General features: G+C 70.8%; 9 protein-coding genes. 7 read left to right on the top strand and 2 right to left on the bottom strand.

What is annotated here, in order from left to right; translation table 11 throughout:
• The first annotated feature begins 542 nt into the window (after positions 1-542).
• From AHOG_RS05935 to AHOG_RS05915, 5 genes are all read left to right on the top strand, one after another.
• Positions 543-968, top strand: coding sequence for an Rv1352/Rv1906c domain-containing protein (locus AHOG_RS05935; RefSeq protein WP_157736668.1), 426 nt, complete (start codon positions 543-545; stop codon positions 966-968).
• A gap of 472 nt (positions 969-1,440) precedes the next feature.
• Positions 1,441-2,019: an isochorismatase family protein gene (locus tag AHOG_RS05930; protein ID WP_093944196.1), complete on the top strand. Its 579-nt coding sequence runs from the start codon at positions 1,441-1,443 to the stop codon at positions 2,017-2,019.
• A 414-nt stretch (positions 2,020-2,433) separates the two neighbouring features.
• The gene (locus tag AHOG_RS05925; protein WP_245856581.1) at positions 2,434-2,970 is read left to right on the top strand and encodes a biotin transporter BioY; all 537 of its coding nucleotides are present in this window, start codon (positions 2,434-2,436) and stop codon (positions 2,968-2,970) included.
• 640 nt (positions 2,971-3,610) lie between these two features.
• On the top strand, positions 3,611-4,390 hold the full coding sequence (locus AHOG_RS05920; RefSeq protein ID WP_093940452.1) for a hypothetical protein: 780 nt from the start codon (positions 3,611-3,613) through the stop codon (positions 4,388-4,390).
• Between the two features lie 170 nt (positions 4,391-4,560).
• Complete coding sequence (locus AHOG_RS05915) at positions 4,561-6,609, top strand: ATP-dependent DNA helicase (RefSeq protein ID WP_376700033.1); 2,049 nt, start codon at positions 4,561-4,563, stop codon at positions 6,607-6,609.
• A 210-nt stretch (positions 6,610-6,819) separates the two neighbouring features.
• Here AHOG_RS05915 and serB read toward each other — a convergent pair whose 3' ends face one another.
• Entirely contained in the window at positions 6,820-8,025 is a 1,206-nt protein-coding gene (gene serB, locus AHOG_RS05910; protein WP_245856849.1) for a phosphoserine phosphatase SerB, read from the bottom strand.
• A gap of 163 nt (positions 8,026-8,188) precedes the next feature.
• Positions 8,189-9,973: an aa3-type cytochrome oxidase subunit I gene (gene ctaD, locus AHOG_RS05905; RefSeq protein ID WP_093940450.1), complete on the bottom strand. Its 1,785-nt coding sequence runs from the start codon at positions 9,971-9,973 to the stop codon at positions 8,189-8,191.
• Between the two features lie 528 nt (positions 9,974-10,501).
• Here ctaD and AHOG_RS05900 point away from each other — a divergent pair.
• Positions 10,502-11,311, top strand: coding sequence for an SAM-dependent methyltransferase (locus AHOG_RS05900; RefSeq protein WP_093940449.1), 810 nt, complete (start codon positions 10,502-10,504; stop codon positions 11,309-11,311).
• 77 nt (positions 11,312-11,388) lie between these two features.
• Positions 11,389-13,518: a putative bifunctional diguanylate cyclase/phosphodiesterase gene (locus AHOG_RS05895; protein ID WP_157736667.1), complete on the top strand. Its 2,130-nt coding sequence runs from the start codon at positions 11,389-11,391 to the stop codon at positions 13,516-13,518.
• Positions 13,519-14,300: the final 782 nt, after the last annotated feature.

The following is a 14,300-nucleotide window of genomic DNA, read 5'->3' as shown; positions in this document are numbered from 1 at the left end:
GCTTCACCGCTGTTCCGTGGGCGCCCGCGGACCGGCGGCGTCGCCGTCCGACGGGGTGACCGCCGTTCCCAGCGGGGACCGGTGCCGGAGCGCCTGGACGGAGATCGATGCACGGGGCGATCGCATGAATCGAGCCTCCGATCAGTCCCGATGGCGAACGGCCGTGTACACGCGGCGACGGCGTCCGTGCCGAGGTCCGTTCCCTCGCCGTAGCCGGCCCGCTCGGTTTCGCCCCGCCGAGACGGGGCCGCTCCGGCGGGCGGCGCTCCAGGCATCGCCGGCGAGGACGAGGCCGGGCGGTCGCCGCCCGCACCCGACCCTCGCCGCCACCTGCGACGACAGCGAGCCCCGCGGGCATTCCGCCCGATCCCGGCCGAAGCGATCACTCTGAGTACCTGGCAGCGGACGCATGACGAGCCGGTCTCAAGCTGGTCACCTCCCGTAACAGGCCGCCGCCTTCGGCGACAGGCGAGGTGTCGGCTGAGGGAGCCGACCATGTACGAGGGGAATCAAGAGTGGCCGTGAACTGGCGGGGATGGCACGTGGCAGTGGTCGGAGTCCTGGGGGTGGTGGTCGGGGTCGGCCTCGCGAGCGGGGGTTCCGACGACGGCGACGACGGAGGACGGTCGTCGACCGCGGCCACCGAGACGCACACCGAGACGGTCACCGAGGAGGCACCGGCCCCCGAGACCGCGGCGGCGGCCGTGGAGGAGGAATCGGGACCGGCCGTCACCATCCAAGGGGGCAACTACGTCGTCGGCACGGACATGGTCGCGGGCACCTGGCGCACCGACGGTCCGGCCGACTCGGTCATCCCGAACTGCTACTGGGCGCGGAACTCCGATGCCAGCGGTGAACTCGGCGCGATCCTCGCCAACGGGAACACCGAGGGGCCTGCCACGGTGACCGTGTCCGACGGCGAGGTGTTCGAGAGCTCCGGCTGCGAGCCCTGGTCCCTCGTCGAGTGACCCGGCCGCGCGTCGACCTCGCGGCTCCGCGCTCCGCCACATCGTGATCGGCGGACTGGCATGCGGGCTCGACGGCGGCGGGCAGGGCCGCCGAGGCTCGGACCTCACGAGGCGCGGGCGGGACGGCTCCCGCCGGGGTCTCCCACACCTCGGTGCTCGCCGCCGATCGGACCGGCTCGGAGTCGCCGCGGTCCACCCCGTCGTGTGCGGCGGCAGGCCCGGCGGCCTCCCGTGACCGACCGTCGAGGTGATGCGCCGCCACAGGTCGGGGCGACGCGAGACGGGGCGTCGCTCGCCCGACAAGCCGTGTCGTGCTCGCGGACGGAGGCAGCGGCGGGCGGCGCCCATCCGGGTGGCAGGGCATCCCCTACTCCCGTGACAGCTCTCGGACGGAGGGCTGAATGGATACAGGAGACGACCCGGACCCTCGATGGTGCGACTACTCTGCTGACGTATCGACTCGGGGGTGGACATGACCAGAGCACTGATCGTGGTGGACGTGCAGAACGACTTCTGCGAGGGAGGATCGCTCGGCGTACCCGGCGGGGCCGCGGTGGCGGCGGCCATCTCCCGGCACATCGCGGGTTCGGAGTACGACCACGTGATCGCCACGCGGGACTATCACGTCGACCCCGGCGACCACTTCTCCGACGAGCCGGACTTCGTCGACTCCTGGCCGGTGCACTGCGTCGCGGGCACTCCCGGCGCCTCCTTCCATCCCTCGCTCGACATCGCCGCCGTGGAGGCCGTGTTCTCCAAGGGCGCCCATGCGGCGGCGTACTCCGGCTTCGAGGGCTTCGACCCCGACGGCCGGACACTGGCGGCCTGGCTGCGAGAACGCTCGGTGGACACCGTCGAGGTGGTGGGGCTGGCCACCGACCACTGCGTTCGGGCCACCGCGTTGGACGCCCACGACGAGGGTCTGCACACCACGGTCCTGCTCGACCTCACGGCCGGGGTCTCCTCGACGAGCGTGCAGCGTGCCGTCGAACAGCTGCGCGGCGCGGGAGTCGGCCTCGTCGGCACGCCCGCGGGTCCGGCGGCGTCCTGACCGTCGGACGCCCGGCAGGCCGCGGCCTCGCCGTCGGCGACCGCGGCGGCTCCGGCGACCCGCCGTTCTGCTGACCGGTTGACGAGCTGATCGGCTGACGATCGACCCGAGGTCGAGTCCGGCCGCGCCCCAGCGGACCGCCCCGTGTTCGACGGTCGGTCGACCGCATCCGATCGTCTGGTCGCGACGATCACCAGCGAAGATCGAAACGGCCGCCGACGCGCTCGAAGGTCGGTCGAGTCGGCACGTGTCCCCGAACACAGGGCTATGGCGTGAAAGGCCTGCCCGATTAGGGTCGGCAGTCGATCTGTCCAATGCCTGGTCAGTCGTCGGGAGGTCCACGTGTCCGCTGTCGCTACGTCCGCTGTCGCCACGTCCGCATCGATCGCTCGGCCGCGAGTACTCGCTGATCTGGTGCCCGGTGCACTGGTCCGCGATCTCGCCCTCGTCGCCGCGGGTGCCGCGCTGATCGGGCTCAGCGCGCAGGTGGTGCTGCCGATTCCGGGCACTCCGGTTCCGTTCACCGGCCAGACCTTCGGCGCGCTGCTGGTGGGCTCGGCGCTCGGCTGGCAGCGCGGCGCCGTGACGATGCTGCTGTACCTGGTGGTCGGCGCGATGGGCGTCCCGTGGTTCGAGGGCGGCTCGTCCGGGCTCAGCGGCGTGACGGTGGGCTACCTGTTCGGCATGCTGCTGGCCGCGACGGTCGTCGGCGCGCTGGCCGGACGGGGCGGCGACCGCACGGTGCTGCGGACGGCCGGGACGATGGCGCTGGGCAATCTCCTCATCTACGCCGTCGGCGTGCCGGGATTGATGATCATCGCGGGCATGAGTCTGCCCGCCGCTCTGGCCGCGGGCGTGGTGCCCTTCCTGATCGGCGACGCGATCAAGATCGCCTTGGCCGCGGGTGTGCTGCCCGCGAGCTGGGCCCTGGTGAAGCGCTTCCAGCGCTGAGCAGACCCCGACCACGGGTCTCGGAACCCGTCCCGCTGCCGGGAGTCGCCGCCGCGCTCTCGGCACGCCGCGGGGCGGGCCCGAGTCGTCCGTCGGCCGAGCCGCCGGGTCGGCCGACGACCATCGCTGCCGCCCGGACGTCAAGGAGCCGTGGTGGTGCCGAGGAAGAAGCGGTTCGGGTTGGGAACCGGCACGATGCGGATCGGCGGACCGCGCCGCGTGCGGGACAGTCGATCGGCTCGACCGCCGGGCGCCGCCGAGGGCAGAGCGAGGTCGCAGCGTCATCTGAGTCCGTAGGCGGCGACGAAGGCCGCCGTGCGCCCGACTAACCGCGCAGCCATGCCACCGCGCGCCGACCGGATCGCGGCATCGGTCCGTCCCCGGGCACCGCGCTGCGTGTGGGGCGGTGCGATCGCCGCGGCGGCTGCGACCGACGGCGCCCCGGACGACGCGGCCGGCTCCCGTCACGGCGGCCCCGATAGGGACGCCACCCCACCGTGCTCCGCAGGTCGGCCCGCGCCGTCACGCGACGACGCCGTGTATCGCCTCCCGGCGCCGTCGGCGGCGGATCCACACCATTGAGGACAATGTGCCGGGCGCCTTCGCGAGTTCATGATCACGGCGAGTACCTTCCGGTGACATGTCCACCCTGTCGCCGGACGACCGGTCGATTGTCACCACCGCCCATGAAGCGGCCCTCGCCCACCTCGCCCGTCTCGACGCCGCCGACGGCCTCCTGGTGGCCGCCCACGTGACCGGTTCCGCCGTCCTCGCCGACTACTTCCCCGGCCGGTCCGATCTCGATCTCCTCGTCGAGGTGTCCCGCACGCCCACCGAGGCCGACCTCGACGTCATCAACGCCGCGCACCAGGGTCTCGGCCAGTCCGTGCAGGCCGCCTACCTGCCCGCGGGCGGACTGAACGGCACGCCCGACGCTGCGGGCGACGGTCCGTGGGCCGCCGAGGGCGAACTGCACACCGACGAACGAAGTCGCGCTCTCAACCCCGTGACCTGGCTCGAACTCGCCCGCTACAGCGTCACCGTGCACGGCGAGGCACCGACGCCGACCGCCGACGTCCCCGCCGCCGCCGAGTTCTGCCGGACGAACCTCCGGGAGTACTGGGCTCCGCTGCTGGACCAGGCCGAGGCGCTGATCGAAGGCCGGGAGCCCGGTGAGCCTGCCGTGCCGGAGGCCGTCATCTGGCTCGCCTTCGGACCACCCCGGCTGCTGCACACCATCCGCACCGGTGAGGTGATCAGCAAGACCGAGGCGGGCACCACGGCCGCCGCCGAGTGGCCGGACCTCGCCGAACCACTGCTCGAACTGGTCGCCGCCCGGGCCGGAACGCCCATCGCGGTCGCCGTGGCGCACGGCCGAGCGGTCGTCGAGTCCGGCAGGCGAGTGCTCGCCGAGATCTGATCCCGACGTCCGACCACGATCACCGGCGGTCCGCCCCGGCGCTCCTGGACCGGCACCGACCCGACGCGGCGCGACCGTGCGACGGACCCGGCGGAGGTCCGCGACGATCACGGCGGACAACCCTCACCTGCGCCCGGCCGCACCGGTGCCGCCGGGTACCGTCCTGATCCGTGCCAGACGCCGCGACCACCACCGCACTCCCCGATGTCGCCACCCTCTTGGCCGAGGCCGTCGGCTCGCTCGGCGGCAGCGAACGCCCAGGTCAGGTACGGATGGCCGAGGCGGTCGCGGAGAGCATCCGCGGCGGTGCGCACCTGGCGGTGCAGGCGGGCACCGGCACCGGGAAGTCACTGGCCTACCTGGTCCCCGCGATCAGGCACGCCATCGAGAACGAGTCGACGGTGGTGATCTCCACCGCGACGATCGCCCTGCAACGGCAGCTCGTGGACCGCGACCTGCCCCGGCTGGCGAAGGTCCTGACGCCGCTGGTCGGTCGCGAGCCGAGCTTCGCGATCCTCAAGGGACGCCGCAACTACCTGTGTCTGCATCGCGTCCACACCGGTGCGCCCGAGGACCCGCAGGACACCGCCCTCTTCGACCCCTTCGAGGTCTCCGCGATGGGCAGGCAGGTCAAGCGCCTGCACGAGTGGTCGTCGGACACCGAGACCGGCGACCGGGACGAACTGGTGCCCGGCGTCACCGATCAGGCCTGGCGGCAGGTCTCGGTGACGGCCAGGGAGTGTCTCGGGATGTCCCGCTGCCCGGTCGGCGTCGACTGCTTCGCCGAACGGGCCAGGGCGCAGGCGGGCCGGGCGGACGTCGTGGTCACCAATCACGCGTTGCTGGCCATCGACGCCATGGGCGACGCGCCGGTGCTGCCGGAACACGAGGTCGTGATCGTCGACGAGGCGCACGACCTGGTAGACCGGGTGACCTCCGCGGCCACCGCCGAGATCACCTCCGCCTCGGTGGCCGCCGCCGCCCGCCGCTGCGGCAGGCAGGTCGACCAGCAGGTCGTCGATCGACTCGTCGAGGCGGGCGAAGGTCTCGCGCTGGTGTTCGAGGACTCGCGGCACGGACGTCTGGAGGAGCTGCCGCCCGCGCTCGGCGCCGCGCTGCGCACCGTGCGGGACTCGGCACACGGGTGCATCACCGCGCTGGGCACCGAACGCCGCGAGGACGTCGACGGCGCCACCGAACGCCGCCTTGCCATGGCCCTGCTCGACGACGTCCACGACACCGCGGAGCGCCTGCTGGAGGCCTTCGACGGCGACGAGGCCGAACGCCGCGACGTCGTCTGGCTCACCGGGATGCCACGCGATCCGCACGACGCGCCGCCCACCGCCGTCCGGGTGGCGCCGCTCGGCGTCGGCGGGCTGCTGCGCGAACGGCTCTTCGGCCCGCGCACCGTGGTGCTGACCTCGGCGACCCTCGCCCTGGGCGGCTCCTTCGACACCCTGGCGCGGCAGTGGGGCCTGCCGCCCGCCGCGCCGCAGGCGGGCCGCGCCGCAGGTACGGCGACGTCGAGCCCGCCGCCGTCGGACGGTGCCGAGGTCGCCTGGCAGGGCATGGACGTCGGTTCGCCGTTCCAGCACTCCAAGAGCGGCATCCTCTACATCGCGCGGCATCTGCCGCCGCCGGGACGGACCGGCCTCCACGAGGACTACCTGACCGAGCTCGCCGAACTGGTGGAGGCCGCGGGCGGCCGCACCCTCGGGCTGTTCTCCTCGATGCGCGCAGCCAAGCAGGCCACCGAGGCTCTCCGGGAACGGCTCGACGTGCCGCTGCTGTGCCAGGGCGACGACAGCACCTCGTTGCTCGTGTCGAAGTTCGCCGAGGACCCGAGCACCTGCCTCTTCGGCACGCTCTCACTCTGGCAGGGCGTCGACGTGCCCGGCTCGGCTCTCCAGTTGGTCGTGATGGACCGGATTCCCTTTCCCCGGCCGGACGATCCACTGGCCTCGGCCCGCCAGCGCGCCGTCGCGGCGAGCGGCGGCAACGGCTTCATCACCGTCGCGGGCACCCACGCGGCCCTGCTGCTCGCCCAGGGCGCGGGCAGGCTGCTGCGTTCGGCGAACGACCGAGGAGTGATCGCGATCCTGGACCCTCGGCTGATGACGGCCCGCTACGGCGGCTTCCTGCGGGCCTCCCTGCCGCCGTTCTGGACGACCACCGACCCCGAGATCGCCCGCGCCGCCCTGCGCCGCATCGACGTGTGACGCGGTCCCGGAGACGATCGTGACGACGAGCGGACGGGGGCTCGTCGCGATGAGACTCCCGTCCGCCCGTCAGGACCGGAACGACCAGGGCCCGCATCGACCACGACCGGAGGAACGGACCGCCGGACGACAGGGGCTCGGACGACGAGCGCGGCTCGATGGGTCGCGGGCGGCTCGGTGTTCAGGGCGCCGCTCGGTGTTCAGGGCGGCTCAGTCGTCGAGCGGGACCCGCCGCAGCATGCCCTCGGCCGCGTCGGCCTCCTCGACCTCCGCCCTCGTGACGCCGAGGACGAACAGCACGGCGTCCAGGAACGGCGCGGACAGTGCCGTGTCGGCCACCGCCCGCAGCGCGGGCTTGGCGTTGAACGCGATACCGAGCCCGGCAGCGGTGAGCATGTCGATGTCGTTGGCCCCGTCGCCGACGGCGACGCACTGCGCCAGCGGGATCCCGAAGGAATCGGAGAACCGGCGCAGCGCCGTCTCCTTCCCCGCCCGATCCACCACGTCGCCCAGCACCCGACCGGTGAGCCGCCCGTCGACGATCTCCAGTTCGTTGGCGGCATGGAAGTCGAGTCCGAGATCGTCGACGAGGTACCGCACCACCTGGGAGAAGCCGCCCGAGACCACGCCGCAGCGGTAGCCCAGCCGCTTGAGGGTGCGCACGGTGGTGCGCGCGCCGGGCGTCAGCTCCAAGAGCTCGGCCACCTCGGCGAGCACCGTGGCAGGCAGCCCCTCGAGCGCGGCGACCCGACGATGCAGCGACTCGGTGAAGTCGACCTCGCCGCGCATGGCCGCCTCGGTGACCGCGCGGACCTCGGCCTCACGACCCGCCTTGGCCGCGAGCATCTCGATGACCTCGCCCTGGATCAGCGTCGAGTCGACGTCGAAGACCACCAGCCGCTTGGCCCGTCGAGCCAGGCCCGCGCGCTCCACGGCGATGTCCACGCCCGCCTTCGTCGCGACCCCGGTCATCGCCGAGACCAGCCGGGCGTCGGACTGCGTGTCGCCGCCGTCCGCGGAGACGAGCAGTTCCAGGCCGGTGACCGGGTAGTCGGCGACGCGGCGGATCGAGTCGATGTTGACGCCCTCCGCGGCCAGTCCGCGCGCCACCATGGTGAACGCACGGGCGCTCAGCGGGCTGCCCAGGACGACGAGGGCGTGGGTGGGCGCCTGCCGGGCGTGCTCGGCCTGTGTGTTGCCGATCACCACCTCGACCTGCATCCCGACGCTCGCCATCGCCTGCTCGACGGACTCCTGAAGCCCTTCCGGATCGTGCTGGGTGTCCACCAGCACGCCCAGCACCAGCCTGCCCCGGATGACGACCTGGTCGACGTCCAGGACGTCCACGCCGTGCCGGGTCAACGCGGCGAAGAGCACCGAGGTGACCCCCGGCTTGTCCAGGCCGGTCACCGTCATCAGCACCGAGGTCGATCCTGTCGCTGTCACTGTCGTTCCCGCTCCTTCCGGCCGACCTGAACCGGCCGCTGACATCGGTCGAGCCCCGTATCCGGCGGGAAGGCCGGACACGGGGCTCGACGATGAGACTGCTCGACGCGGATCGCGAGAGCCGCCGGGACTACTACTTGTCCCGGGGATCCTCGGTCTTCTGCTCGTCCGGCTCCAGAGCGTGCGTGAGCCGTTCGGAAGGCGCGGGCGGACCGTCGATCTCCCCGGAGGAGCCGTGCTTGCCGCCGGTGTGCGCCTCGATGCGCATCCGCTCCACCATATGCGGATAGTGCAGTTCGAAGGCAGGCCGTTCGGAACGGATCCTCGGCAGCTCGGTGAAGTTGTGCCGAGGCGGCGGGCAGCTCGTCGCCCACTCCAGCGAGTTGCCGTAACCCCAGGGGTCGTCGACGGTGACGATCTCGCCGTAGCGGTAGCTCTTGAAGACGTTCCACAGGAACGGCAGGGTCGAGGCGCCCAGGACGAACGCGGCCACCGTCGAGATGATGTTCAGCGTGGTGAAGCCGTCCTCGGGCAGGTAGTCGCCGTACCGGCGGACCATGCCCTCGTTGCCCAGCCAGTGCTGCACGAGGAACGTGCCGTGGAAGCCGATGAAGGTCAGCCAGAAGTGCAGCTTGCCCAGCGGCTCGTCCATCATCCGGCCCACCATCTTCGGGAACCAGAAGTAGATGCCCGCGAAGACGGCGAACACGATCGTGCCGTAGAGGACGTAGTGGAAGTGGGCCACCACGAAGTAGGTGTCCGAGACGTGGAAGTCGATCGGCGGGGAGGCGAGCAGCACGCCGGAGAGACCGCCGAAGAGGAACGTCACCAGGAAGCCGATGCTGAACAGCATCGGGGTCTCGAAGGTGAGCTGGCCTCGCCACATCGTGCCGATCCAGTTGAAGAACTTCACGCCGGTCGGCACCGCGATCAGGAACGTGGTGAACGCGAAGAACGGCAGCAGCACCGCGCCGGTGGCGTACATGTGGTGCGCCCACACCGTCACCGACAGGGCGGCGATGGCCAGCGTCGCGAAGACCAGGCTCTTGTAGCCGAACAGCGGCTTACGGCTGAACACCGGGAAGATCTCGGAGACGATGCCGAAGAAGGGCAGCGCCACGATGTAGACCTCTGGATGGCCGAAGAACCAGAAGAGGTGCTGCCACAGGATCACACCGCCGTTGGCGGGATCGAACACGTGGGAGCCCAGATGCCGGTCCGCCATCAGCCCCAGCAGAGCCGCGGTCAGGATCGGGAAGGCCATCAGGATCAGCAGGCTCGTGATCAGGATGTTCCACGTGAAGATGGACATCCGGAACATCGTCATGCCGGGCGCACGCAGACAGACGATCGTGGTGATCATGTTGACCGCGCCGAGGATGGTGCCCAGACCGCTCACCAGCAGGCCGGCGATCCACAGGTCGGCGCCGAGGCCGGGCGAGTGGATGGCGCTGGACAGCGGCGTGTAGGCGAACCAGCCGAAGTCGGCGGCGCCGCCGGGGGTCAGGAACCCGCCGATCACGATCAATCCGCCGAACAGGTACAGCCAGTACGAGAAGGCGTTGAGTCGGGGGAACGCCACGTCCGGCGAACCGATCTGCAGCGGCAGGATGAAGTTCGCGAAACCGAAGAGGATCGGAGTGGCGAACAGCAGCAGCATGATCGTGCCGTGCATGGTGAACAGCTGGTTGTACTGCTCCAACGAGAGGAACTGCATACCGGGTACCGCAAGCTCGGTACGCATCAACATCGCCATCGCGCCGCCGATCATGAAGAAGGCGAACGAGGTGACGAGATAGTAGATGCCGATCTGCTTGTGGTCGGTGGTACGCAACGACCTCAGCAGGAAGGAGCCCTTGGGCGCCTTGCGCGCCGGATACGGGCGTGTCGCAATCGGCTGGGGAGCGACGGCCGTCACGGTGCCTCCTGCACTGGCCTGGTAGACCTGTCTTCACCTGCGTCAGCGGACCGGACGGACCGCACACGCTCGTGTCGGATCGTAAACCGCCGCCTCACGGCGGGCGCACTCGGGCCGTAGCCGGCCTAGTCATCGTCGCCCGTTCCCGCCCGGATCACCCGTCGCGCCCCGCGTGCGCACGGCCGCCGCCCGGTGTCGATCGTGCAGGCCCCGACCCGTGCGACACGGCCTCGGCCGGCGGCGGCGCGTCCAACGAGCCGGGGCCTTCGCGCGGTGCGCGACGCCCGCGGGCGGCCGGCGCCGCGAGACTCGGCACCGGTCGAACGACCGACTCCGGCTCGGCGCGGCGGATGCGCCGCAGCCGGTCGACAGCGAGAACCGAGGACTCCGGGTACGCGTCGAACAGCGGCCGAATGCCGGCACAATACCGACGAACGGGTGATTCAGCCCCCATAGTGCGGACCCTCGACACGACGTTCACGATCGGTATGCTGATCAATCGCATTTCATCGAGAATCGGGGTGTTCGATGACTTCCTTACCTGCCGAGCTGTCGAAAGTCGTGGATGTGGAGAAGCCCAGCGCGGCCCGGGTCTATGACTACTACCTGGGCGGAAACTGCAATTTCGCGGCCGACCGCGAGCTGGCCAAGAAGGTCGCCGTCGCGCTGCCCGGCGTCAACGAGGTGGCCAGAATCAACCGGGCGTTCCTGGGCCGCGCCGTGCGGTACTGCGTCAAGGCGGGCATCCGCCAGTTCCTCGACATCGGCTCCGGGGTGCCGACGGTCGGCAACGTCCACGAGGTCGCACAGCAGCTGGAGCCGAGCAGCCGGGTCGTCTACGTCGACAACGAGCCGGTCGCGGTCGCCCACAGCGAGTTGATCCTGGAGGACAACGACCTCGCCGAGGTGGTGCACGCCGACCTCCGCGATCCGCGCAGCGTGCTGGAGTCACCGCACACGCGGGCGCTCATCGACTTCGATCAGCCGGTGGCGGTGCTGATGGTCGCGCTGCTGCACTTCATCCCCGACTCGGACCGGCCGCTGGACGTCATCGCGACGTATCGAGACCGGCTGGCCCCCGGCAGCATGCTCGCGATCTCGCATGTCACGGACGAGTCACTCACCGAGGGAATGCACCGCCTGGTCGAATACTATGCGAGCAGTGCGAATCCGGTCACGATGCGAAAGCGACCCGAGGTGGAATCGCTGTTCTCGGGCTTGGATCTCGTGGAGCCGGGCGTCGTCTGGGCTCCGGAGTGGCAGCCGGAAGCCCCTGAATCCGTCGGCCCCGCCCCGGAGAACTCCGGTATATACGCTGGTGTCGGATTGAAGTCCTGACGCACGGCGACGACAGCATCCCCTCGGTCGCCGACGAGTCGGCATCACACACGAGTTCACGGTGGAGAAGCAACCAGGTGGATTCCCCACAGGATCTTGACTTCGTGCAGCGGTGGGCGTCCGCCATGACGCGGACGACCTATGTCCCCTTGGAGCGCCCGGACATCGAGCACAGGCTGCACGAGTTCGTGCGGCGACTCGTCGCGGCGCTGGTCGAAGAGCCTGTCCGCCTGACCGTGGCGACCGAGGTGGGCCGCCTCCTGGTGGAGGGGCACTTCACCGGTCCGGACAGTCTCGGGAGCACCACCGCGTTGCTCGGGCCGCATCTGCTCGAACATCCGGAGGTCCGCGGGATCGACAGTCCCGCGCACAAGGTGGTGGCGGTGCTCGGCGAGCTCGCCGCCGGTTACTCCGTCGCCATGCGCGAGCAGGTGCTCGACCGGCAGGAGCAGCTCAACCGCGCACTGCTCAGCGCGAAGAACAAGGCCGAGCGTGATCTGCGGGCCAGCGAGGCACGGCTGCGCGAGATCTTCGCGGGCTCGGCCCTGGGGATCGTCATCACCGATGTGCGCAACGAGATCGAGGAGGTCAACGAGGCCTTCGCGACCATGCTCGGTGCTCCGCCCGAGGAGCTGACCGCACTGAACCTCCTCGACCTGGTCCATCCGGAGGAGACCGACACGCTCCGTGAGTGCTATGCGCGGCTGCTCGCGGGCGAGATTCCGCGAATCCAGGAGTACGCCCGGTTCGTCGACCTCACGGGCGAGCCGGTGTGGGGCCGTATCTCGGCGTCGCTCCTGGACCTCCAGGGCGGGCCGCGCAGCCTGGTGACGATGGTCGAGGACGTGACCGACCAGAACCTCCTCCAGGAGGAGTTCAGTCGTCAGACGCTGCATGATGTGCTGACCGCGCTGCCCAACCGTCAGTTCCTGATCAGCCACCTGGAACGGGTCCTGGCGCGGGCCGAGCCCGACGCGCTGATCACGTTGTGCCATGTCGGGCTGGACGGGCTCACGGTGATCAACCACGGCCTCGGGCACACGGCAGGCGACTTTCTGCTCCGGGAGGTCGGCAGGCGCCTGACGGCGGCGGTCGACGGCGAACGCGCGATGGTGGCCCGGCTGGGCGGGGACGAGTTCGCGATACTGATCGAGAACGGCGACGAGACGCCGGACCCGGGCGCGCTCAGCACGGCGATCTCCGCCGAACTGACCGAACCCGCCTACTACCGCGAGAACGGCCTGGCCGTGTCGGCGTGCATCGGCATCGTTCAGCGGATCGCCAGACACATCGTCGTCACGGAGCTGCTGCGGGACGCTGACATCACCCTGCACCGCACCAAGTCCACCGGCAACGGGCAGTGGAGTCTGTTCGACTCCCGACAGGACGAGGTGCATCGCGAGCACTACCGGCTCGCCGCGTCGATGCCGGGCGCGTTGGAGATGGGCGAGATCCGCGTCGAGTATCAGCCGATGGCGCGGGTCGCCGACGGCGAGGTGGTCGGCGTCGAGGCCCTGCTCACCTGGGAGCATCCCGAGGTGGGCGCGCTGGACCACGCCCAATGCCTGAGTCTGGCCAACGAGACGGGGTTGATCGGCCAGCTCGGCGGCTGGCTGCTCGACGAGGCCTGTCGCCAGGCGCTGCTCTGGCAGGAGGAGTTCGAGGACGCACCGCCGCTGGTGATCAACCTCACCACCGATCAGGCCTGCGATCCCGACCTGCCGCGTCGGGTTCGTCGGCTGCTCGACGAGACGCGGTACGACCCGAGGAAGCTCTGGATCGGCTTCCCGGCGGGCGCGCTCGTACGGAGCGACCGGGAGGGCGGCGAGAACGCCGCGCTGCTGCGCGAACTGGGCATCGTGATCCTGATCAGCGACTTCGGCGCGAGCTATCTCGACCTGCACTGTCTGAGACTGCTGCCCGACGCTCCGGTTCGGATCTCCAACCGGCTGCTCGCCGAGCTGACCGCCGTTCCGTGTGACGACACCGTGACCAGTGAGGCCGTCACCGGCGTGGTCAAGCTGGTGCATCGCGCAGGCCGCACGGCCATGGTCGGCGAGATCCGCACCGCGGAGCAGGCCGAGTGGATCGTCGAACTCAAGGCGGACGTCGTACAGGGCCCGTACCTGGTGCCCTGCACCGACGCCCAGGCGATCACGAAGGCCCTGCGCGACCAGCGACGCGGCCGAGCAGGCGAAAGCGACTGACGAGATCACCGGCCCCGTCCACCGCGGTCGCCGAGGTGCGCCGCCGATCCGGCGTCGCGGCCGCGTCCCGACGCGGGATCATGGTCGGGCCGCCATTCCGCGGGGTGGCCGACTCCCTTCGGAGCGACCCGCCATGCTCGAAGAGGTGACCTCCTTGTCCGAGGCGATCTGGCAGCGCTCCTACGCCGACACCGTCCGGCGTCTGGGCCGCGTGCTTCGGGCGCGGGGCAGGGCCCGGTGGTCGCCTACTCGGGGGATCCGGAGTGGGCGGCGGCGGTCGAGGCGGAGCGGCCTTCCTCGCCGCGACGACTCGTCGAGGACTGCCACGCTCCGCGCGAGCGGCTGCCCTTTCCGACCGGCCCCCGGCAGCGATTGGTCCTCGCCCTCGGCTGCACGCCGTGGAGACCCTCGCGCGATGCCTCGGCGGCGAACGGCTCGGCTTCTCCGACGTCGCCCGACACTGTCCGGGGGTCGGCGGCGCCCGCACCGAGGAAGCGTGGTTCGAGGCGGCGCACGCCGGCAGGACGACACGCTGCCCGGCAGCGGTGGACCCTCCGAGCGGTTGCACGCCTGGCAGACCGCCCACGCCCTGCCGGTCGGGCGGCTCGACAGACTGCCTGAGCCGGCGGCCCTGGCGCAGGCGGAGATCCGCGACCGGGTCCGGCCCGGGGTCCCGTTCCCGTCGAGGCGACGATCGACGTCGTGCTCGCGCCGGGATCGCATCGAGGCCACCATCACTCGGGGCCGACGGGAACCGTCTTCCTCGACGACACCATGCCGTC

The sequence above is a fragment of the Actinoalloteichus hoggarensis genome, assembly GCF_002234535.1.
GTDB lineage: Bacteria > Actinomycetota > Actinomycetes > Mycobacteriales > Pseudonocardiaceae > Actinoalloteichus_A > Actinoalloteichus_A hoggarensis.
This window is presented reverse-complemented; position numbering and strand designations above follow the sequence as displayed.